This is a genomic window from Marinovum algicola, assembly GCF_900109145.1.
GTDB classification, from domain to species: domain Bacteria; phylum Pseudomonadota; class Alphaproteobacteria; order Rhodobacterales; family Rhodobacteraceae; genus Marinovum; species Marinovum algicola.
Map to the genome: position 1 here is coordinate 186,650 of NZ_FNYY01000001.1, position 20,221 is coordinate 206,870.

Annotated in this window: 21 protein-coding genes; 12 read left to right on the forward strand and 9 right to left on the reverse strand. The window is 65.7% G+C overall.

Going from position 1 to position 20,221, the window contains the following annotated elements; translation table 11 throughout:
- The first annotated feature begins 30 nt into the window (after positions 1-30).
- A complete protein-coding gene (locus BMW90_RS00935; protein WP_322788234.1) occupies positions 31-657 on the forward strand; it encodes a thermonuclease family protein in 627 nt (208 codons plus the stop codon).
- Positions 658-782: 125 nt separating this feature from the next.
- Here BMW90_RS00935 and scpA read toward each other — a convergent pair whose 3' ends face one another.
- The gene (scpA, locus tag BMW90_RS00940) at positions 783-2,912 is read right to left on the reverse strand and encodes a methylmalonyl-CoA mutase (protein WP_074834355.1); all 2,130 of its coding nucleotides are present in this window, start codon (positions 2,910-2,912) and stop codon (positions 783-785) included.
- A 129-nt stretch (positions 2,913-3,041) separates the two neighbouring features.
- On the opposite strand from scpA, the gene BMW90_RS00945 reads away from it, so the two are divergent.
- Entirely contained in the window at positions 3,042-3,590 is a 549-nt protein-coding gene (locus BMW90_RS00945; protein WP_083415904.1) for a DUF4174 domain-containing protein, read from the forward strand.
- A 172-nt stretch (positions 3,591-3,762) separates the two neighbouring features.
- Here BMW90_RS00945 and BMW90_RS00950 read toward each other — a convergent pair whose 3' ends face one another.
- The 7 genes from BMW90_RS00950 to BMW90_RS00975 all read right to left on the reverse strand — a co-directional run bounded on the left by BMW90_RS00950 (position 3,763) and on the right by BMW90_RS00975 (position 10,440).
- Positions 3,763-4,596 carry a hypothetical protein gene (locus tag BMW90_RS00950; RefSeq protein ID WP_139211147.1) on the reverse strand — a complete coding sequence of 278 codons (834 nt, stop codon included), beginning with the start codon at positions 4,594-4,596 and terminating at the stop codon, positions 3,763-3,765.
- A 7-nt stretch (positions 4,597-4,603) separates the two neighbouring features.
- On the reverse strand, positions 4,604-6,649 hold the full coding sequence (locus tag BMW90_RS00955; RefSeq protein WP_074834358.1) for an acetyl-CoA carboxylase biotin carboxylase subunit: 2,046 nt from the start codon (positions 6,647-6,649) through the stop codon (positions 4,604-4,606).
- 565 nt (positions 6,650-7,214) lie between these two features.
- Positions 7,215-7,574, reverse strand: a complete 360-nt coding sequence (locus tag BMW90_RS00960) for a hypothetical protein (protein WP_048529869.1) — start codon at positions 7,572-7,574, stop codon at positions 7,215-7,217.
- A 66-nt stretch (positions 7,575-7,640) separates the two neighbouring features.
- A complete protein-coding gene (locus BMW90_RS26570) occupies positions 7,641-7,784 on the reverse strand; it encodes a hypothetical protein (protein WP_170850485.1) in 144 nt (47 codons plus the stop codon).
- Between the two features lie 214 nt (positions 7,785-7,998).
- On the reverse strand, positions 7,999-8,370 hold the full coding sequence (locus BMW90_RS00965; protein WP_048529871.1) for a DUF6497 family protein: 372 nt from the start codon (positions 8,368-8,370) through the stop codon (positions 7,999-8,001).
- Positions 8,371-8,486: 116 nt separating this feature from the next.
- Entirely contained in the window at positions 8,487-8,843 is a 357-nt protein-coding gene (locus BMW90_RS00970) for a hypothetical protein (protein ID WP_074834360.1), read from the reverse strand.
- 64 nt (positions 8,844-8,907) lie between these two features.
- Positions 8,908-10,440 (reverse strand): acyl-CoA carboxylase subunit beta, encoded by a 1,533-nt coding sequence (locus tag BMW90_RS00975; RefSeq protein WP_048533668.1) that lies wholly within the window; start codon positions 10,438-10,440, stop codon positions 8,908-8,910.
- A gap of 229 nt (positions 10,441-10,669) precedes the next feature.
- Between BMW90_RS00975 and BMW90_RS00980 the strand changes: the two genes are divergently transcribed.
- Together BMW90_RS00980 and BMW90_RS00985 are read left to right on the forward strand one after the other, a co-directional pair.
- The gene (locus tag BMW90_RS00980) at positions 10,670-11,887 is read left to right on the forward strand and encodes a multidrug effflux MFS transporter (RefSeq protein WP_074834361.1); all 1,218 of its coding nucleotides are present in this window, start codon (positions 10,670-10,672) and stop codon (positions 11,885-11,887) included.
- A 96-nt stretch (positions 11,888-11,983) separates the two neighbouring features.
- Positions 11,984-13,390, forward strand: coding sequence for a helix-turn-helix domain-containing protein (locus tag BMW90_RS00985; protein WP_074834363.1), 1,407 nt, complete (start codon positions 11,984-11,986; stop codon positions 13,388-13,390).
- Between the two features lie 22 nt (positions 13,391-13,412).
- Here BMW90_RS00985 and nhaA read toward each other — a convergent pair whose 3' ends face one another.
- Complete coding sequence (nhaA, locus tag BMW90_RS00990) at positions 13,413-14,606, reverse strand: Na+/H+ antiporter NhaA (protein ID WP_074834364.1); 1,194 nt, start codon at positions 14,604-14,606, stop codon at positions 13,413-13,415.
- A 231-nt stretch (positions 14,607-14,837) separates the two neighbouring features.
- Here nhaA and BMW90_RS00995 point away from each other — a divergent pair, with 231 nt between their 5' ends.
- The 8 genes from BMW90_RS00995 to BMW90_RS01030 all read left to right on the forward strand — a co-directional run bounded on the left by BMW90_RS00995 (position 14,838) and on the right by BMW90_RS01030 (position 20,217).
- Positions 14,838-15,845, forward strand: coding sequence for an endonuclease/exonuclease/phosphatase family protein (locus BMW90_RS00995; protein WP_074834366.1), 1,008 nt, complete (start codon positions 14,838-14,840; stop codon positions 15,843-15,845).
- 74 nt (positions 15,846-15,919) lie between these two features.
- Complete coding sequence (locus BMW90_RS01000) at positions 15,920-16,810, forward strand: carbon-nitrogen hydrolase family protein (RefSeq protein WP_074834837.1); 891 nt, start codon at positions 15,920-15,922, stop codon at positions 16,808-16,810.
- 71 nt (positions 16,811-16,881) lie between these two features.
- On the forward strand, positions 16,882-17,100 hold the full coding sequence (infA, locus tag BMW90_RS01005; protein WP_011455993.1) for a translation initiation factor IF-1: 219 nt from the start codon (positions 16,882-16,884) through the stop codon (positions 17,098-17,100).
- Between the two features lie 11 nt (positions 17,101-17,111).
- Positions 17,112-17,693 carry a Maf family protein gene (locus tag BMW90_RS01010; RefSeq protein WP_048529882.1) on the forward strand — a complete coding sequence of 194 codons (582 nt, stop codon included), beginning with the start codon at positions 17,112-17,114 and terminating at the stop codon, positions 17,691-17,693.
- Positions 17,690-18,709, forward strand: a complete 1,020-nt coding sequence (locus BMW90_RS01015) for a ribonuclease E/G (RefSeq protein WP_074834367.1) — start codon at positions 17,690-17,692, stop codon at positions 18,707-18,709. The genes BMW90_RS01010 and BMW90_RS01015 overlap by 4 nt, the downstream gene beginning before the upstream one ends.
- Positions 18,706-18,888 (forward strand): DNA gyrase inhibitor YacG, encoded by a 183-nt coding sequence (locus tag BMW90_RS01020; protein ID WP_074834369.1) that lies wholly within the window; start codon positions 18,706-18,708, stop codon positions 18,886-18,888. Before BMW90_RS01015 ends, BMW90_RS01020 begins: the two co-directional genes overlap by 4 nt.
- A gap of 113 nt (positions 18,889-19,001) precedes the next feature.
- Positions 19,002-19,322 carry a hypothetical protein gene (locus tag BMW90_RS01025; RefSeq protein ID WP_074834370.1) on the forward strand — a complete coding sequence of 107 codons (321 nt, stop codon included), beginning with the start codon at positions 19,002-19,004 and terminating at the stop codon, positions 19,320-19,322.
- Between the two features lie 109 nt (positions 19,323-19,431).
- Positions 19,432-20,217 carry an inositol monophosphatase family protein gene (locus BMW90_RS01030; RefSeq protein WP_074834372.1) on the forward strand — a complete coding sequence of 262 codons (786 nt, stop codon included), beginning with the start codon at positions 19,432-19,434 and terminating at the stop codon, positions 20,215-20,217.
- Positions 20,218-20,221 lie beyond the last annotated feature (4 nt).

Here is a 20,221-nt window from a genome sequence, read left to right on the forward strand (position 1 = left end):
TTACCTTTTGCGCTCCTGGCGGCGGCGCTTTTGCCGTCGCCGCCCTCGGAAGCCGCCCAGGCCGAGATCACCGGCATCGCGCGGGTGATCGATGGCGACACGCTCGACCTCGGCGACACCCGCATCAGGCTGTTCGGCATCGACGCGGTCGAACGCGACCAGACCTGCCGCCATCCCACCCGCGGCGACTGGCCCTGCGGTGCCGAGGTGGCCCAGGAGGTGGCCTTCTGGCTCAACGGCGAACGCCTCGCCTGCACGCCCGAAGACCGCGACCGCTACGGCCGCGTGGTGGCCACCTGCTACCTGCGCGACGCGGATGTCGGGGCGGTGCTGGTCGAGGCCGGGCTGGCCTTTGCCTACAGCAAGTATTCCCCCCGGTACGAGGCGCTCCAGGCCCGCGCCCTGGCGGCCGGACGCGGGCTCTGGACCTCGGTGGTGGTGCGACCCGAGCGCCATCGGCGGGGCGAGGACCCGGTGGTGCCGGCCCAGGCCGGCTGCCGGATCAAGGGCAATATCTCGTCGAAGGGCGTGCGCATCTATCACCTGCCGGGACAGGCGTGGTACGACAAGACCAGGATCTCCCCCGAGAATGGCGAGCGCTGGTTCTGCTCCGAGGCCGAGGCCCGCCGCGCCGGCTGGCGCAAGGCACGCCGCTAGGCCACTTCAATCCCGACGGGGCTCTCCTCGCCACCCCCCCTGCTTCCTCTTGCTCAAAATACCCTCGGGGGGCGGCCGCAGGCCGGGGGGCAGAGCCCCCAAGCCCCGCCCCGCCGCCCGGCGCCTCAGCCCCGGGCATCGCGGATCAGCCGCAGGATATCCTGGGCCGCCGTGGGAATATTCGTCCCCGGCCCGAAGATCGCCTTGACCCCGGCGGATTTGAGGAATTCGTAATCCTGCTGCGGGATCACCCCGCCGCAGATCACGATGATATCGCCGGCATCATTGGCCTTGAGCGCCTCGATCAGCTGCGGCGCCAGAGTCTTGTGGCCAGCCGCCTGGGACGAGATGCCCACCACATGCACATCATTGTCGACCGCGTCCTGTGCCGCTTCTTCCGGGGTCTGGAACAGCGGCCCGACATCGACGTCGAAGCCGATGTCGGCAAAGGCGGTGGCGATCACCTTGGCGCCCCGGTCATGCCCGTCCTGGCCCATCTTGACCACAAGCATGCGCGGCCGCCGGCCTTCTTCCGCGGCGAAATCCTCGACCGATTTCTGGATCGCGGCAAAGCCTTCGTCGCCCTCGTAAGCCGCGCCATAGACGCCGGCGAGGGTTTTCACCTCGGCGCGGTGCCGTCCGAATACCTTTTCCATCGCCATGCTGATTTCTCCCACGCTGGCCCGGGCCCGGGCGGCTTCGACCGCCGCTTCCAGAAGGTTGCCGCCCTCGCCGGCGCGGCGGCTGAGTTCCGCCAGCGCGGCATCGCAGGCGGCCTGATCGCGCGTGCCGCGGATGCGTTCGAGCCGGGCGATCTGGCTGTCGCGCACCTTGACATTGTCGACATCCAGAATGTCGATCGGGTCTTCGCGGTCCTTGCGGTATTTGTTGACGCCGACGATCACCTCGTCGCCCCGGTCGATCATCGCCTGCCGCGTGGCGGCGGTTTCTTCGATGCGCAGCTTGGGCATGCCCGAGGCCACGGCCTTGGTCATGCCACCCATCTCCTCAACCTCCTCGATCAGCGCCCAGGCCTTGTCGGCCAGCTCCGCCGTCAGGCTCTCGACATAGTAGGAGCCGGCCAGCGGATCGACGACATTGGTCACGCCGGTCTCTTCCTGAAGGATCAGCTGGGTATTGCGCGCGATCCGGGCCGAGAAATCCGTGGGCAGGGCAATCGCCTCGTCCAGCGCATTGGTGTGCAGCGACTGGGTGCCGCCCAAGACCGCCGACATCGCCTCATAGGCGGTGCGGATGACGTTGTTGTAGGGGTCTTGCTCTTGCAGGCTGACGCCCGAGGTCTGGCAGTGGGTGCGCAGCATCTTGGAGCGGTCGTTCTTGGCCCCGAATTCACTCATGATCCGGTGCCAGAGCAGGCGGGCGGCGCGCAGTTTCGCGGCCTCCATGAAGAAGTTCATGCCGATGGCAAAGAAGAACGACAGCCGCCCGGCAAACTTGTCGACGTCCATCCCGGCCTCGATGGCGGCGCGCACGTATTCGCGGCCGTCGGCCAGCGTATAGGCCAGCTCCTGCACCAGGTTCGCGCCGGCCTCCTGCATGTGATAGCCGGAGATCGAGATCGAGTTGAACCTGGGCATCTCGGTCGAGGTGAACTCGATGATGTCCGAGATGATCCGCATCGAGGGTTCGGGCGGATAGATATAGGTGTTGCGGACCATGAACTCCTTGAGGATGTCGTTCTGGATGGTGCCCGACAGCAGCGCCTTGTCATGACCCTGTTCCTCGCCCGCGACGATGAAGCTGGCCAGGATCGGGATCACCGCGCCGTTCATCGTCATCGACACCGAGACCTGATCCAGCGGGATGCCGTCGAAGAGGATCTTCATGTCCTCGACCGAATCGATGGCCACGCCCGCCTTGCCGACATCGCCCACCACGCGCGGGTGATCGCTGTCATAGCCGCGGTGGGTGGCCAGATCGAAGGCGACCGAGACGCCCTGTTGCCCGGCGGCCAGGTTGCGGCGATAGAAGGCGTTCGATTCCTCGGCGGTGGAAAAACCCGCGTATTGCCGGATCGTCCAGGGCCGGCCGGCGTACATCGTCGCCTTGGGGCCGCGGGTGAAAGGCGCAAAACCCGGCAGCGACCCCATGTGCGGCAGATCGGCGGTATCCGCTTCGGTATAAAGCGGGCTGACGTCGATCCCTTCCAGCGTTTTCCAGGTCAGGTCGTCGAGCGGGCGGCCGCGCAATTCCTTTTCCGCCAGGGCCTTCCAGTCGTCCTTCGTCTGGCTCATCACGTTGTCCTTTCCTCTGCGGCAGGGCGGCGGGCGCGCCTGCGAAATCCGTTGCATTGGCGCGGGCTCACGCCATTCTCAGTCGTAATCGGGTGGCAATTGCCTATATGCTGGGTACGAGGAGGACCCATGGCCCAGATGTACCGCGTTCTGACGATGATCTTTGCCGCCGCCGCCAGCACGGGCGCGGCACAGGAAGTGGCCGTCGCCCAGGGCGAGCCGGTGGCCGAAGAGGCGCCCGGGGCGGCCGAAGAGCCACCAGAGGTCGCCGTCGAGGCGCCGGAAACGGCGGTCGAGCAGGAAGTCGCGGCGGAGCCGGTGATCCAGCCGGCCGGGGTGCATGAGCTCGAGGAATACCTCTGGCTCAAGCGGCCGGTGGTGGTCTTTGCCGACAGCCCCAACGATCCGAGGTTTCGCCAGCAGATGGACCTGATCGAGGACCGGCTGGACGACCTGGCCGACCGCGATGTGGTGGTGCTGACCGATACCGATGCCTCCGTGCTCACCCCGATGCGCGAAAAGCTGCGGCCGCGCGGCTTCATGCTGGTGCTGATCGGCAAGGACGGCTCGGTGTACCTGCGCAAGCCCTTTCCCTGGTCGGTGCGCGAAATCGGCCGCTCGATCGACAAGATGCCGCTGCGCCAACAGGAGATCCGCGACCGGCGCACCGGGAACTGAGCGCTGTCTTCATTGATTTTCCGGCGATATATGCCTATATATGCGGTGTATCCCGCGCGTGTCGCGGGCCAACCAGATGAGGTGCGCGGATGCTGAAAGCGCGGTATCAGCCGAAACAGCCCGAAAAGACGCCCGGCGGCCCCGGTGGCGGCGGCGATTTCTGATCGCGCGGTCATAGCGTCACATCCTCGTTCTTGCCCGACCGCGGAATCGCTTCCGGATTCGGCACGCCGATCTTCAGATTGATGTCCTCCAGCGCCCGCAGCCCCCAATAGAGGGTCGCGCGTCTTTGCTGTGTCAGCTCCTTGTGCAGGGTGATGCGCCGCCGGGCTTCTAGCCGGGGGAATTCGGCGCGGTGGGTGTCGGCGACCATGGTGCCCAGTTCCGAAAAGGCCGCATAGAACCGCAGGACCGGTTCCAGCGTCGCGGCATTGATCACATGCAACTGGCCCGACACGGCGTCATAGACCGTGGCCGGGCTTTCCGAGGCGGAAAATGGAAAATAGGCCCCGGTCGGATCATCGCCGCCCATGGCGATATTGCGCTCCACCTCTTCCGCCTGCCGGGTGATCGGGTGCTTGTCGAGCTTTTCGACGATGGTAAAGACCTCGCTGCGCAGCGCCATCAACAGGTCAAGCTCCTGCTCGCTGCGGTCGCGCTGGCGGCGTTCCTCCTGAAAGATGAAGGTGGCCAGCCAGCCGGTGACGATGATCAACCCGGCCAGCGCCGCCTGCCGTAACCGCACGTCCAGCCCGTCGCCGGAGAACACCAGAACGATTGGCACCAGTGCCGCCAGCAGGATCGGCAGGAGCACCATCCCGCCGCGCCGCAACATGCGCAACAGGTCGACCTCGCCGCGCCACCGGTAGACCGCCAGCAACGCAACCAGCAAGAGCAGAACGGCCGCCAGCAGCGCCATGGGGTCGGGCAGCGCGATGCCGGTGGTGGTGGCGCTCAGCGCCAGCCAGACCGCCAGAAAGATCGCTATCCACCCCAAAGCAGACATGGCCGGGTTACTCGAATTCCATGATCACGTCGTCCACCGCCAGGCTGTCGCCGGCGCCGGCATTGATCTTGGACACCACGCCGCTGCGTTCGGCGCGCAGGATGTTCTCCATCTTCATCGCCTCGACGGTGCAGAGTGCCTGACCCTCCTGGACGTCCTGCCCGACCTCGACATCGACCTTCACGATCAGCCCGGGCATCGGGCAGAGCAGCATCTTCGAGGTGTCCGGCGGCAGTTTCTCGGGCATCAGCGCGGCCAGCTCGGCCTGACGGCGCGAGCGCACATGCACCTTCATGTCGGCGCCACGCGAGCGGATGCGGAAGCCATGTGTGATCTTGTCGACCTTGAGCACCAGCGGCTTGCCGTCCACGGTCATTTCGGCCAGCGTCCTGCCCGGGGTCCAGTCACCTTCGACCCGCAGCGAACCGCCGTCTTCAAAGCTGACATCGGCACCGCCGGAGTAGGGGGCGATGGTCACGTTGTAGGTCTGGCCCTGAAGCGTGACCGTGGCCTGATTGTCGACCCGGCGCTCGTGGTTGTCGAGCCGGCCGGACACGCGGGTGCGGCGGATTTCGGCAACCCGGTTCATCGCCGCGGTGCAAGCCGCGATCTGGCGCAGGGCGGCGTCCTCCAGCGTCACACCGGCGAAGCCGTCGGGATATTCCTCGGCAATGAAGGCGGTGGTCATCTCGCCCGAGACGAACTTGGGGTGATCCATCACCGCGCTGAGGAAAGGGATGTTGTGGCCGATGCCCTCAACCTCGAAGCTGTCGAGCGCCACCCGCATCGCCTCGATCGCCTCGGCCCGGGTCGGCGCCCAGGTGCAGAGCTTGGCGATCATCGGGTCGTAATACATGGAGATCTCGCCGCCCTCGAAAACGCCGGTGTCATTGCGCACCGCATTGGGCCCCGAAGGCGCCTCGCCCTGCCATGTGTCATTGGCCAACAGCGGGCCGGCGGCCACCTCGGCCGGCGGGCGGTAGCGGGTCAGGCGGCCGATCGAGGGCAGGAAATTGCGGTAGGGGTCTTCGGCATAAAGCCGGCTTTCCACCGCCCAGCCGGTCAGCTTCACGTCCTCCTGGGTGATCGACAGCTTCTCGCCGGCGGCGACGCGGATCATCTGTTCCACAAGATCGACGCCGGTGATCAGCTCGGTCACCGGGTGTTCGACCTGAAGCCGGGTGTTCATCTCGAGAAAGTAGAAGTTCTTGTTGCCGTCGACGATGAATTCCACGGTGCCGGCGCTGGCGTAGCCCACCGCCTTGGCCAGGGCGACGGCCTGTTCGCCCATCGCCTTGCGCGTGGCTTCGTCGAGAAAGGGCGAGGGCGCCTCTTCGATGACCTTCTGGTTGCGGCGCTGGATCGAGCATTCCCGCTCGCCCAGATAGACCGCGTTGCCATGGCCGTCGGCCAGCACCTGGATTTCGATATGGCGCGGCTGGGTGACGAATTTCTCGATGAAGATGCGGTCATCGCCAAAGCTCGAGGCGGCTTCGTTCTTGGATGACTGGAAGCCCTCGCGCGCCTCGTCGTCGTTCCAGGCGATGCGCATGCCCTTGCCGCCGCCGCCGGCGGAGGCCTTGATCATCACCGGATAGCCGATCTCGTTCGAGATCTTCACCGCCTCCTCGGCGTCCTCGATCAGCCCCATATAGCCCGGCACGGTCGAGACATCGGCCTCCTGGGCGATCTTCTTCGAGGTGATCTTGTCGCCCATCGCTTCGATCGCGCCCTTGGGCGGGCCGACAAAGGCCATCCCGGCGGCGTCGAGCGCCTCGGCGAATTTCGGGTTCTCGGACAGGAAGCCATAGCCCGGGTGCACCGCCTGGGCGCCGGTCGCCTTGATCGCGGCCATGATCTTGTCGATCACGATATAGGACTGGTTGGCCTGCGGCGGGCCGATGTGCACGGCCTCGTCGGCCATTTTCACATGCAGCGCGTGCTTGTCGGCATCGGAATAGACGGCCACGGTCTGGATGCCCATCTTGCGGGCCGATTTGATGACACGGCAGGCAATCTCGCCACGGTTGGCGATCAGGATCTTGTTGAACATGGGTGGTCCTTCTTGGTCTGGCTGAACACGGCAAAACGGCCTCGCGGCGCATCAGACGCCGGAGGCCGTGCAAAGGTGGTGAGAGGAGACGGAATTAACGGTGCAGCGACCCGGTCATCGCATGGCTGCACGCCGATGGCATGGCCACTGCGGACACCAATACCACAATCAACTGACTCTGTCTGACCGCTCTCATGTCTTGCCTCTTTTGCCAGAAGCTTCTGACACGGGAGAGTAACGAGATTACTGCGCCACGTAACCCTTTGCGTGTGCAAAGCGCGCCGAAGTGATGCTGATTGGCGACAGGCAGGGCGGGGCCCTGTGCCTGGGGTCGCGGCAAATCGGGCCGGGGCAAAAGACGCGGGCGGTTGCGAAGGGGACACGCAAGACCGCCCGCAGGTCAAAGGGTAACGGTGATCTGCCGGGAACGATTGGACACCCGACCACACAGTTATCCCGGCGACACTGCGGCGGGCCCGCGCCGGTGCCAAGGGCCGGGGCGCCGGTCGGCGGTGATCGGCAAGGCTCCGCGCGTTTGCGGCCGGGGTGCGCGTAAAGGCGCTCATCACCAGGTGCCGCCGTCTTCGAAGGCGTCGGGAAAGGCGCGTCGGGCGGCCTCTTCGTCGATGATCAGGCGGGCCTCGTAGTCCTCGGGGTCGAACGGATCGTCATAGGGCAGCACCTCGCGGCCGAAGAGCCAGCTCAGCCGGCCGGCGTCGAGGTTGCCGCGTTCGAAAGGTTCGGCGCCGAATTGCTGCCAGAGCGCGGCAAGAAACCACAGATCGGCGCGCCGGTCGGGGGCGCGGCGGTCGCGGTAGCGTTCGCGCCGGATGATCGGCGTTGCGCCCTTGGGATTGGGGCGGCGGACGGTAAACTGAAAATCGGTGCCGGGAAGGCGGCCGGGGAAACCGCGATGCTTGATCATGCCGCGCCCTCCCGGAAAGAGGCGGGCAGAAGCGGAACAGGCCCGGGGGCCTGTTCCGATCGTGTCTTACTTGTATTTGCCGGTATAAACGGGCTCGACCGAAATCGGCTCCGGATCGACAACGATGAATTCCTCTTCCTGCTGCTGGGCGCATGCCGCGACAACGGTGAAGAGGCCAAGTGCTGCGATGAGCTTGAGGCTCTTGGACATAAATTTCTCCTGTCAGTCACAACGGCAGGGATCCGCGCACACGGCGAGGCCCCATACCGACACAAAGGTAAGGTCACTTGGGTGTAACCCGTCTTAACTTTAGTAGATAACATCCCGGAAATATACGGGTTTTCGACGGGTCCACACTCATGTGGCGAGAAAGCCGCAATATCGGGGAACTTCTGCGAGGACTCCGCAAGATATAGTAGGCGCATCAGAACAACTCCCAGATGCAGGTGGCATCCTCGATGGAGTAGCTCTCGAAGAACTGTGCCACATCGGGTGCGATTGTGCCGAATTCGAGCGGCTCGGAACTAAGTGATACGACGACGCGTTGGGCGGGGAGGCCGCGGGTTGCGAGCTCGGGCAGGGCGACCGTATTGCAGAGGTATTCCATGTCGGAAAACACCGCTTCCATGGTCTCGGCGGCCTGCTCGAGATCGGGGGCGACGAATCGGGCGCGGAAGATGGCGAGCGGTGTATCGGTCTCGTCGCGGTAGTCCTGAAGCACGACCCGAAGCCCTGACGGCGCCTCGATCTGCGTCGGATCGGTAGCGGCGGCCGGGGCGGTGGTGGCCCAGAGCATTGCAATCGCGGGTAAAATCAAGTGGCAGCCCCGCCCTCGTTTCCGAGCTCCTCCCGGCGGGGCTGCGCGGCGTGTGGTTCCCCCTCGCGCCGCAGTAAACTTGACGTGAATAAAGGTCATATCAGAACTTTCCCCCCGGTCAACAGGGCACATCGTTGCCAGCGCGCCCGCAGTTCGGGGTCGTGCAGCAAGTCTCCGATCTGTGCTTCGGTCCGCGCCTTGGGAAAGGCCGCGGTGACGCTGCCGCCGGCGGTGACGGTGAGGCCGGCACCGGTTCGTGTGACCTGCACCGCCGGTGCGAATCCGCGCAGGCGGCGCAGCCGGCGCCACATGTCCTGACGGATCATATGCGCCAGGGGCAGCATCCGCAGCGGCGGAAACTCGGCCCGGGCCGCAACGTCGAACCGCGCCTCCGGCCGGCGGGACAGGGTCAGCCCACAGGCGTCGCGCCGGATGTGCCAGGTCTTGCTCACGCGAGCGTCTCCTCGGGCCGTCGCAGGCCCTTCTCGGGTCGGGTGGGCCGGCCGTTAAGGCCGGTTACAGCGGAATATTGTCGTGTTTCTTCCATGGGTTGGTGAGCTTCTTGCTGCGCAGGGCGGCAAAGGCCCGGCTCACCCGCTTGCGGGTGGAATGCGGCATGATCACCTCGTCGATAAAGCCCCGCTCGGCCGCCACGAAGGGGTTGGCGAAACGGTCCTCGTAATCCTTGGTGCGCTTGGCGATCTTGTCCGGGTCGCCCAGTTCCGAGCGATAGAGGATCTCGGTCGCCCCTTTGGCGCCCATCACCGCGATCTCGGCGGTGGGCCAGGCATAGTTCATGTCGCCGCGCAGGTGCTTGGACGCCATCACGTCGTAGGCGCCGCCATAGGCCTTGCGGGTGATCACGGTCACCTTGGGCACCGTCGCCTCGCCATAGGCGAACAGCAGCTTGGCGCCGTGCTTGATGACGCCGCCATATTCCTGGCTGGTACCGGGCAGGAAGCCGGGCACGTCGACGAAGGTGAGAATCGGCACCTCGAACGCATCGCAGAATCGCACGAACCGGGCCGCCTTGCGCGACGAATCGATGTCGAGACAGCCGGCCAGCACCATCGGCTGGTTGGCAACGACGCCGACGGTCTGGCCTTCGAGGCGGATGAAACCGGTGATGATGTTCTTGGCGAAATCCTCCTGGATCTCGTAGAAATCGCCTTCGTCCGCCGTTTTGTGGATCAGCTCTTTCATGTCGTAGGGCGTGTTGGCGTTTTCCGGCACCAGCGTGTCGAGACTGTTTTCCAGCCGGTTCACATCGTCGAAGAACGGCCGTACCGGCGGCTTTTCGCGGTTGTTGAGCGGCAGGAAATCGACCAGCCGGCGCACCTCGGCCAGCGCTTCGACGTCATTTTCGAAGGCGCCGTCGGCGACGCTGGATTTGCGGGTGTGGGTCGAGGCGCCGCCCAGCTCTTCGGCGGTGACCTGTTCGTTGGTCACGGTCTTCACCACGTCGGGGCCGGTGACGAACATGTAAGAGCTGTCTTTCACCATGAAGATGAAATCGGTCATCGCCGGAGAATAGACCGCGCCGCCGGCACAGGGCCCCATGATGACCGAGATCTGCGGCACCACACCCGAGGCCATGATGTTGCGCTGGAAGATCTCGGCATAGCCCGCCAGCGCGTCGACGCCTTCCTGGATGCGGGCGCCGCCGCTGTCGTTGAGGCCGATCACCGGGGCGCCGTTCTGCACCGCCATATCCATGATCTTGCAGATCTTCTGGGCGTGGGTGGCGCTGACCGAGCCGCCGAGGACGGTGAAATCCTGGCTGTAGACATAGACCATGCGGCCGTTGACCGTGCCCCAGCCGGTCACCACGCCGTCCCCGGCGGGGGCATTGTCCTCCATGCCGAAATCGGTGCAGCGGTGGGTGACGAACGTGTCGTATTCCTCGAAACTGTCCTCGTCGAGCAAGAGCTCGATCCGCTCGCGTGCGGTCAGCTTGCCCTTGGCATGCTGCGCGTCGATGCGTTTCTGTCCGCCCCCCATCCGGGCGTCCTGGCGGCGGTCTTCGAGTTCCTGAAGAATGTCGGTCATCATCGGCCCCTTGCATGTTTCCGCGAGACCATACTGCGATGCAGCGACGACACAAGGTAAAGGTGGAATATTTGCAAATAAGCTCGCGGCTGATTTGGAATATTTGCAAAATACACGTTTGACGCGAGTCGGCCTTTGCAAAAATGCACAGGTCATTGTGCGGATCGGGCCTACAGTTTGCAGGGGCGAGATAATGGACATGCCTGCAAAGCGGGCGTAAGCCTTTTTCATGGCTGTTTCCCCCGTGGTCAGATTTCTTGACCGAACCACCCCGCCGCATATCCTGACGCTGATCCTGCTTGCTGGCATGGCGGCTCTGGCGATGAACATCTTCCTGCCGTCGCTGCCGGGGATGACCGCCTATTTCGACACCGACTACCGGCTGATGCAGCTCTCGGTCGCGATCTACCTTGGGGTGAATGCCTGTCTTCAGCTTGTCGTCGGGCCGATGTCGGATCAGATGGGCCGCCGGCCGGTGATCCTGGGCGGGCTGGTGATCTTTGTGCTTGCGACGCTAGGCTGCATCTTTGCCCCCAATGTCACGATTTTCCTGATCTGCCGCATGGCCCAGGCCGCCGTGGTGGTGGCCATGGTGCTGAGCCGGGCGGTGGTGCGCGACATGGTGCCCCAGGATCAGGCGGCCTCGATGATCGGCTATGTCACCATGGGCATGGCGGTGGTGCCGATGATCGGCCCAATGATCGGCGGGGTTCTCGACGAGCTCTGGGGCTGGAAGGCCTCGTTCTGGCTGCTCTTTGTCACCGGGCTGGCGACCCTCTGGCTGGCCTGGCGCGATCTGGGCGAGACCAAGATGCGGTCGGGTCAGACTCTGCTGCGGCAGTTCCGGGATTACCCGGAGCTGATCCGCGCGCCGCGCTTCTGGGGGTATGCCCTTGCGGCGGCTTTTTCGTCGGGCTCGTTCTTTGCCTATCTCGGCGGCGCGCCCTTTGTCGGATCGGTGGTTTTTTCGCTCGACCCCGCGCTGCTCGGCCTGCTGTTCGGCGCGCCGGCGGTGGGCTACATGATCGGCAACGGTATCTCGGGCAAGTTCTCGGTTCGGGTCGGGATCAACCGCATGATCCTCTGGGGCTGCTGGGCCAACACCGTCGGATTGCTGCTGTCGATGGCGGTCTTTGCCGCCGGCCACGGCTCGGCGCTGAGCTTCTTCGGCTTCATGACATTCGTCGGCTTCGGCAACGGGCTGTGCATTCCCAATGCCACCGCCGGCACGCTTTCGGTCCGGCCGCATCTGGCGGGCACCGCCAGCGGGCTTGGCGGGGCGATCATGATCGGCGGCGGCGCCGGGCTCTCGGCGCTGGCGGGCGTTCTGCTGCAACCCGGCACCGGGCCGTGGCCGCTGCTGTGGCTGATGTTGCTCACAGGACTGCTGGGTATGGCGGCGATCACCCTGGTCATCCGGCGCGAACGGCGGCTGGGGATGGTCTGATCCGGCGGGGCAGGGGATCTGCGGCCGCGTGGCACCTTGCCCGGTTGGATTTGCAAAGCTAGCCTGCGCGCGACGCAAATTCGCAAAGGCACGCTCATGGCCACACAGAAACTCTATGCCGGCGCCAAGCTGCGGGAAACCCGCACGCGGCTGGGCCTGACCCAGAAGGATTTCGCTGGCAAGCTTGGCGTCTCGCTGCCCTATCTCAACCAGATGGAGAACAACAACCGCCCCGTCAGCACCACCGTGGTGCTGGCGCTGGCGCAGGAGTTCGGCTTCGATGTCACCGAGCTCAGTTCCGGCGATGCCGAGCGGCTGGTCTCGGACATGCGCGAGGCGCTGGCCGATCCGGTGTTCAACCAGGACGAGGCCGGTGCGCCGCCGCTGGCCGATCTGCGGCTCACCGCGTCGAACGCCCCGGCACTGGCGCGCGCCTTTCTCGAGCTGCACCGCGCCTATCGCCAGACCCATGAGCGGCTGGCCTCGCTCGATGCGGCGCTGGGGCACGAGGGCGGCGGCTTGCAGCTCAGCCCCTGGGAGGAGGTGCGCGACTTCTTTCACTATTGCGACAATTACATAGATGCGGTCGACCGGGCGGCCGAGAATTTCGCCGCCACTGCCCGGCGCGGTGATGTGCCCGCCGCCGCCGAGGCCTGGCTGAAAGGGCAGGGGATCACGCTGTGCATTGCCGCCACCGACACCCTGCGCCAGTTTGACCGCGCGACCGGCACGGTCACGCTTTCGGACCGGGCCGCGCCCGAGACCCGCAACTTTCAGCTCCTGCTGCAAATGGCGCTCTTGCAGCAGGACAAGCTGTTGCAGGCGACGCTCGACCTGGCCCGCTTTCAGTCCGACACCGCCCGCGCCATCGCCCATATCGGGCTGGCGAACTATTTTGCCGGTGCCGCGCTCATGCCTTATGGCCCCTTCCTCGCCGCCGCCCGCGAGACCCGGCATGATCTCGAACGCCTCGCCACCCGTTTCGGCGCCTCGATCGAACAGGTGGCGCATCGGCTTTCGACTTTGCAGCGGCCGGGCGCCAAGGGCGTGCCCTTCTTCTTTGTCAGGGTCGATCAGGCCGGCACGATCACCAAGCGCCACTCGGCCACCCGGCTGCAATTCGCCCGCTTTGGTGGCGCCTGTCCGCTGTGGAACGTGCACCGCGCCTTTGAAACCCCGGGCCGGTTCCTGCGGCAGCTGGCCGAGACACCGGACGGGGTGCGGTACATCTCCATCGCCCGCGATATCTCCAAGAGCGGCGGCCGGTACGGCGCACCGGTGCGGCGCTATGCCATGTCGCTGGGCTGCGAGGTCGAACACGCTGGCCAGCTTGTCTACGCCGACGGGCTCGACCTCGGGCCGGAGGCGGTTTTTGAACCGATCGGCATTTCCTGCCGGATCTGCGAGCGCACCCATTGCCACCAGCGCGCCATCCCGCCCCTCGAGCAGAAGCTGCACATCCAGCCCGACAGCCGCAAGGTGCTGCCTTACGAGATCGAGTGACGGGCGCGGCGACTGGGCTGGCTCAAGCCACCTCGGCCGCCTCCGGTTCGGCCTCTTCGCGCGCATCCGAGGCGAGCATCAGTGCGCCATAGCCGATCAGACCGGAAACCAGCGATCCCGAGAGCACGCCAAGCCGCACCTGGTTCATCAGGAGCGCGTCGTCAAAGCTGAGCGAGCCGATGAAGAGCGACATGGTAAAGCCCACCCCGGCCAGACAGCTCAGCCCGTAGATGTGCAGCCAGTTGGCGCCATGCGGCATGCGGGTCAGCCCGCTCCTGACCAGGACAAAGGTGACCCCGAAGACTCCGAGCTGCTTGCCGAGGATCAGACCGAGCGCGATGCCCAGCGGCAGGGGGGCGAGCAGGGCGGACAGGCTCATGCCCTGAAGCACCACGCCGGCATTGGCGAAGGCAAAGACCGGGACGATGAAATAGAGCACGTAAGGCGCCAGCCCATGTTCCAGCGAATGCAGCGGGCTCTTGCCCCATTTGTCGGTCATCGGAATGCAGAAGGCGGTGATCACCCCGGCCAGCGTGGCATGGACGCCGGATTTCAGCACGAAATACCACATCACCGCGCCGAGCAGGATCATCGGGGCTACCCGGTGCACCCGCTTGTAGTTGAGAAACAGCAGCAGCGCCAAAGGGATGAGGGCAGAGAACAGGTAGTCCACCTTGAGGTCGGCGGTGTAGAACAGGGCAATGATGACGATGGCCCCCAGGTCGTCGAGAATGGCCAGGGTGAGCAGAAAGACTTTGAGCGAAGAGGGCGCGCGGCTGCCCACCAAGGCGAGAATGCCGAGCGCGAAGGCGATGTCGGTGGCCGCCGGAATGGCCCAGCCGGCCAGCGTTGCCGGATTGCCCCAGTTGATCGCCACATAGACCAGGGCCGGCAGCGCCATGCCGCCGATGGCGGCGGCACCGGGCAGGATGACGTCACGCGGGTTCTTGAGCTTGCCTTCGAGGATCTCGCGCTTCAGCTCGAGCCCGATGAGAAAGAAGAAGACCGCCATCAGCCCGTCGTTGATCCAGAGGATGGCCGGTTTCTCGAGCCCCTCACCATTGACCATCAGCCCGAGGCGGGCGTCGAGAAAGCTGTCGTAGATCCCGGCAAGGCCGGAATTGGCCACAACAAGCGCCGCGACCGCCGAGAGCATCAAGAGAATGCCTCCCGATGCTTCGTGGCTGAAAAAACGGTCGATGGCGCGCAACAGCATCGAAATCCTCCCGAATTAATAATGATTTCGCATGGATATGCGTCGGCGTGGCGAATTTTCAACCGGCCAAGCCGTCGCAGGGGGAGACCAGGTGCGGCGGCGGGCGGAAAAACCGTCTTTTGGGCGCCGCGCGTGGTTTTTGCGCAGATCTGCGCGGCGGGGGCGATCAAGGCCGCGCTTGCGGCGAGATCGCGGGATGGCATAGTGCGCGGGGAGAGGCCGGAGGCGGGGATGCGGATCGCGACCTACAATGTGGAATGGTTCGACGCGCTGTTCGATGACGCGGGCCGGTTGCTGGCCGATGACGCATGGTCGGCGCGCCATGAGGTCACCCGACGCGAACAGATCGAGGCGCTGGCGAGCGTCCTGACCGCGCTCGATGCCGATGCGGTGATGGTGATCGAGGCGCCCGACAGTCACCGGGCCCGCGACGGGGTGCGGGCGCTCGAGACCTTTGCCGCGACGTTCGGGCTGCGGGCGCGCCGGGCGGTGATCGGATTTACCAACACCACGCAGCAGGAGATCGCGCTGCTTTATGACCCGGACGCGCTTCGGGTGCGTCACGATCCGCGGGACAGCGCCGGGGCGCCGCGGTTTGACGGCACCTTCGAGATCGATCTCGATTTCGACGCCCGCCGCGACCGGGTGCGGTTCTCCAAGCCGCCACTGGAACTGGCGGTGGAGACCGCGGGCGGGCAGCGGCTTCGGATGATCGGGGCGCATCTGAAATCCAAGGCGCCGCATGGTGCCAAGACCCGCGATCAGATCATGCGGCTGTCGATCGCCAACCGGCGCAAGCAATTGGCGCAGGCGATCTGGCTGCGCCAGCGGGTCGAGGAGCATCTGGCGGCGGGCGAGAGCCTGATCGTGCTGGGCGATCTGAACGACGGGCCGGGGCTTGATGAATATGAGGCGCTGTTCGGCCGTTCGTCGGTCGAGATCATCCGCGGCGAGGGCCGCGACGGGCCGCGGCTCTACGACCCCAATGCCAGCATCGCGCTGCAACGCCGGCTGGGCGCGCAGCCGACGACGGCGCGGTTTTACATTGCCGGGCAGGACAGCTATTTGCAGGCGCTGCTGGATTATATCTTTGTCTCGCCCGATTTGTGTGCCAGGCGGCCGGACTGGCGGATCTGGCATCCGTTCAACGACCCGGCCTGCTGGCGCACACGGGAGCTGCGCGAGGCGCTGGTGACGGCCTCGGATCATTATCCGGTGACACTGGATATCGCGATCTGAGGTCGGGGGCTCTGCCCCCGTCGCCCGGGGCGACTCCCCCGGGATATTTTTGACCAGAAGAAGGTGCGATTATGGTGAAACTTGCGACGGCGGCCTATCCGATGGGCGTGCTGGAGAGCTGGGCGGATTATGAGGCGAAGATCTCTGGCTGGGTGGCCGAGGCGGCCGGGCAGGGGGCGGAGCTGCTGCTGTTCCCGGAATATGGCGCGATGGAACTGGCGACGCTGGACGGGCCGGAGGTGGCGGGGGATCTGGAGCGCTCTCTGCATGCGGTGTCGGACCGGGTGGCGGCGGCGGATGCGTTGCACGCCCGGCTGGCGGCAGCGCATGACGTGTATATCTGCGCCGCCTCGGCGCCGATCTTTGCCGGCGGCGCGCGACCGGTGAACCGGGCGCGGCTGTTCGCGCCCTCGGGGGAGATGGCACATCAGGACAAGCAGATCATGACCCGCTTCGAGCGCGCGCCCTGGGGGGTGGCGGCGGGCGATCCGCTCTGCCTGATCGAGACGGATCTGGGGCGGATCGGCATTTTGATCTGTTATGACAGCGAGTTTCCACTGCTCGGGCGGGCGCTGTCCGAGGCCGACATCCTGCTGGTGCCCTCCTGCACCGAGGCGCTGGCCGGCTATTGGCGGGTGCGCATCGGGGCGATGGCCCGGGCGTTGGAGAGCCAATGCGTGGTGGCGATGGCGAGCACGGTGGGCGCATGCCCCTGGTCCGAGGCGGTGGACACCAACACCGGGGCGGGCGGCGTCTTTGGCCCGCCGGACCTCGGATTCCCGCCGACCGGGGTGCTGGCGGAAGGGGCGCTGAATGTGCCGGGCTGGACCTATGCCGAAGTGCCGGAGGGGGCGGTGGAGACCGTGCGGCGCGCCGGCGTCGTGGCCAATCGCGCGCATTGGGTGGAGCAGCCGCAGGGCGCGGGAGCTGTCACAAAGCGTGATCTTCGCACACATAGCCCTTGAAAATCGTGCCGCAAGCGCTCATTTAGAGCGCGCCCGGCCTGTGTGCCGGGGTGTGTAACAAAGGAGAGACCATGGCCAAGGAAGAGATGCTCGAATTTCCCGGTGTCGTGAAGGAACTCCTGCCGAATGCGACGTTTCGGGTCGAGCTGGAAAACGGCCATGAGATCATCGCGCATACGGCAGGCAAGATGCGCAAGAATCGCATCCGCGTTCTGGCCGGCGACAAGGTTCAGGTGGAAATGACCCCCTATGATCTGACCAAGGGTCGGATCAACTATCGATTCAAGTAACCGGCGTTCCCGTGAGGTTCATCCTGGGATCGGGGAGCCCCAGACGGCGCGAGCTGCTGGGGCTTTTGGGCGTCGTGCCGGACGAGATCCGGGCGCCGGAGATCGACGAGACGCCCCTGAAAGGCGAGCTGCCCCGGGCCTATTGCGCCCGTATCGCGCGGCAGAAGGCCGAGGCGCTGGCGGTGGCCGGGGGCGAGGTGCTGCTCTGTGCCGATACCACGGTGGCGCTGGGCCGGCGCATTCTCGGCAAGCCGGCCGATATCGGCGAGGCCGCGGAATTCCTGACCAAGCTTGGCGGGCGGCGCCACCAGGTGATCACCGCCGTGGCGGTGAAGACCGCCGAAGGTCTCTGGGAGCGCGAGGTTGTCAGCGCGGTCAAGATGAAACGGCTGAGCGATTTGGAGCTGAACGCCTATCTTCAGTCCGGCGACTGGCGCGGCAAGGCCGGCGGCTATGGCATTCAGGGCATGGCCGGCGCCTTTATCCCGTGGATCCAGGGGTCTTACCCGGCGATCATGGGGCTGCCGCTGGCCGAGACCGCCGGAATTTTGCAAGCGGCGGGCTATCCGCTTTATCGGGAGTGTGCCGCATGAAGGGCCGCCAGATCGTTCTCGACCATTACGCCGGCCGCGAGGCGGCGGCGCTGCTGGTCGATGGCCGGCTCGAAGACCTGCTTATCGACGGCGAGGGCGTGCGTGTGGGCGCGATCTATCGCGCCCGGGCCGACCGGCCGATGAAGGGTCAGGGGGGAATGTTCCTCTCGACGCCCGACGGGCCGGTCTTTCTGCGCCAGGTCAAGGGGCTGAAACCCGGCGAACCGCTGCTGGTGCAGGTCACCGGCAGCGCCGAGCCGGGCAAGGCGGTGCCGGTGACGCAGAAGCTGTTGTTCAAGAGCCGCCATGCCATCGTCACGCCCGGCGCGCCGGGGCTGAACATCTCGCGGCAGATCCGCGACGAGGCGCTGCGCGACGCGCTGCTCGAGATCGCGCATGAGGCGATGCCGGAGCGTGACATGGGGCTGATCCTGCGGTCGTCCTGCGCCGAGGCGGATGCCGAGGAGATCGCCGAGGACATCCTCGCCATGCTGACGCTGGCGCGGCAGGTTCTGGCGGATGCGACGGGCGCGCCGGAAAAGCTGACCGAAGGCGACGGGCCGCATGTGCTGGCCTGGCGCGACTGGGTCGAGCCGGCGCAGGTCGAGACCGCCGAGGGCAGCTTCGAGGCCCTGGGCGTGCTGGACCTGATCGAAGGCCTGCACAGCCCGATGGTGCCACTCAAGGGCGCCGGTCACATGTATATCGAGCCGACCCGCGCGCTGGTGGCGGTGGATGTGAACACCGGCGGCGATACGTCGCCCGCGGCCGGGCTCAAGGCCAATATGGCGGCGCTGCGCGATCTGCCGCGCCAGTTGCGTCTGCGGGGCCTGGGCGGGCAGGTCGTTGTCGATCTGGCGCCGATGGCCAAGAAGGACCGGCGCGCGGTCGAGACCGAGCTGCGCCGCGCGCTCAAGGCCGATGCGGTCGAGACCACGATGGTGGGCTGGACCAACCTCGGCCATTACGAGCTGCACCGCGCACGAGTGCGCATGCCCTTGCCGGAGGCGTCATGAGCTGTCCGATCTGCGCCAAGCCGTCCGATCCGAAATACCGGCCGTTCTGTTCGAAGCGCTGCGCCGATCTCGACCTGGCGAAATGGCTGAGTGGCGCCTATGCCGTGCCGCTCGAGGAGGAAGACGAGTTCAGCGACTCGCAAGATCCGGTCGACACCCCCCAGCGCCAGACCCATTGAGAGAAACCTGACATTTATCAGGCGGTTGCACAGGCTTTCGTTGACTCGCAGCGGGAAGGGGGTAGCTTTGGGGCAATTCTATTGCGCGATTGCATCCTGACACGGGGGATCCCATGACTTTGACCAAAGCGACATTGATTGCCGGTTTGCTGGCGCTCGGGCCCGCGCCGGCGCTGGCCTGGAATGACATCTACACCGGTGACGGCACCACCAGGGCGGGCAAGACCCTGGTCTATCCCTATCCGGGCGTGGCCAATTTCTGCCCGGCCGGGCTTCAGCCGGTGCTGGCCAATGGCGAGATCTGCTGTGGCACGCCCAATACCACCGCACGTTTCCACAATGCGCCGGGCGGGCGCAAGCATCTGGCCAAGCGCCGGGCCCATGCCCCCAGGGCCTATGCGCCCGAAGGCTACAAGGGTGTGATCTACAAGTAATCCCGCTGCGCAATCGGCCGATCCGGCCTTGGCAAGCCCGGCCGGGCCGCGTATACGCGCGGCCTGATGCTTTTCGCCCGGGCCAGGGCGACCCCCGAAGGAGCCGGATATGCAGGGCAGCGCCAATCTCAACATCATGATGAAAACCGCGCGCAAGGCGGGGCGGTCTCTGGTCAAGGATTTCCGCGAGGTCGAGAACCTGCAAAGCTCGTCCAAGGCGGCGGGCGACTTCGTGACCCGCGCCGATATCGCCGCTGAAAAGATCATCCGCGACGAGCTGATGGAGGCGCGTCCGACCTATGGCTTCCTCGGCGAAGAGGGCGGCGAGACGGCAGGGCAGGACCCGACCCGTCGCTGGATCGTCGATCCGCTCGACGGCACCTCGAACTTCATGCACGGCCTGCCGCATTGGGCGGTGTCGATCGCACTCGAGCACAAGGGCCAGATTGTCTCGGCGGTGGTCTACGATCCGGCCAAGGACGAGATGTTCTTTGCCGAGAAGGGCGGCGGCGCCTGGATGAACGACACCCGCGTGCGGGTCTCTGACCGGCGGGGCATGACCGAAGCGCTGTTTGCCACCGGCGTGCCCTTTGGCACCCGCCGCGGCTTGCCCGAAACGCTCAAGGATCTGGGCCGGCTGATGCCGGTCTGCGCCGGTGTGCGCCGCTGGGGCGCCGCGGCGCTTGACCTGGCCTATGTCGCCGCCGGCCGTTTCGACGGCTATTGGGAGCGTGAAGTGCAGGTCTGGGATGTGGCCGGCGGGCTGTTGATTGCCCGCGAGGCCGGGGCGCTGGTCGAAGCGATCACCCCGGACGAAGACCCGCTCGAAGACCGCACGGTGGTCTGTGCCAACGAGCGGCTCTTCAACCAGTTTGCCAAGGTGATCCGCGGCTGATGTG

Excerpts from the sequence above, each read along its gene's own strand:
- scpA (WP_074834355.1), bottom strand. The coding sequence starts at position 2,912 with ATGAGCCAGACGAAGGACGACTGGAAGGCCCTGGCGGAAAAGGAATTG.
- BMW90_RS00945 (WP_083415904.1), top strand. The coding sequence starts at position 3,042 with ATGGCCCAGATGTACCGCGTTCTGACGATGATCTTTGCCGCCGCCGCC.
- BMW90_RS00950 (WP_139211147.1), bottom strand. The coding sequence starts at position 4,596 with ATGTCTGCTTTGGGGTGGATAGCGATCTTTCTGGCGGTCTGGCTGGCG.
- BMW90_RS00955 (WP_074834358.1), bottom strand. The coding sequence starts at position 6,649 with ATGTTCAACAAGATCCTGATCGCCAACCGTGGCGAGATTGCCTGCCGT.
- BMW90_RS00960 (WP_048529869.1), bottom strand. The coding sequence starts at position 7,574 with ATGATCAAGCATCGCGGTTTCCCCGGCCGCCTTCCCGGCACCGATTTT.
- BMW90_RS26570 (WP_170850485.1), bottom strand. The coding sequence starts at position 7,784 with ATGTCCAAGAGCCTCAAGCTCATCGCAGCACTTGGCCTCTTCACCGTT.
- BMW90_RS00965 (WP_048529871.1), bottom strand. The coding sequence starts at position 8,370 with ATGCTCTGGGCCACCACCGCCCCGGCCGCCGCTACCGATCCGACGCAG.
- BMW90_RS00975 (WP_048533668.1), bottom strand. The coding sequence starts at position 10,440 with ATGACCGACATTCTTCAGGAACTCGAAGACCGCCGCCAGGACGCCCGG.
- BMW90_RS00980 (WP_074834361.1), top strand. The coding sequence starts at position 10,670 with ATGGCTGTTTCCCCCGTGGTCAGATTTCTTGACCGAACCACCCCGCCG.
- BMW90_RS00985 (WP_074834363.1), top strand. The coding sequence starts at position 11,984 with ATGGCCACACAGAAACTCTATGCCGGCGCCAAGCTGCGGGAAACCCGC.
- nhaA (WP_074834364.1), bottom strand. The coding sequence starts at position 14,606 with ATGCTGTTGCGCGCCATCGACCGTTTTTTCAGCCACGAAGCATCGGGA.
- BMW90_RS00995 (WP_074834366.1), top strand. The coding sequence starts at position 14,838 with ATGCGGATCGCGACCTACAATGTGGAATGGTTCGACGCGCTGTTCGAT.
- infA (WP_011455993.1), top strand. The coding sequence starts at position 16,882 with ATGGCCAAGGAAGAGATGCTCGAATTTCCCGGTGTCGTGAAGGAACTC.
- BMW90_RS01015 (WP_074834367.1), top strand. The coding sequence starts at position 17,690 with ATGAAGGGCCGCCAGATCGTTCTCGACCATTACGCCGGCCGCGAGGCG.
- BMW90_RS01020 (WP_074834369.1), top strand. The coding sequence starts at position 18,706 with ATGAGCTGTCCGATCTGCGCCAAGCCGTCCGATCCGAAATACCGGCCG.
- BMW90_RS01025 (WP_074834370.1), top strand. The coding sequence starts at position 19,002 with ATGACTTTGACCAAAGCGACATTGATTGCCGGTTTGCTGGCGCTCGGG.
- BMW90_RS01030 (WP_074834372.1), top strand. The coding sequence starts at position 19,432 with ATGCAGGGCAGCGCCAATCTCAACATCATGATGAAAACCGCGCGCAAG.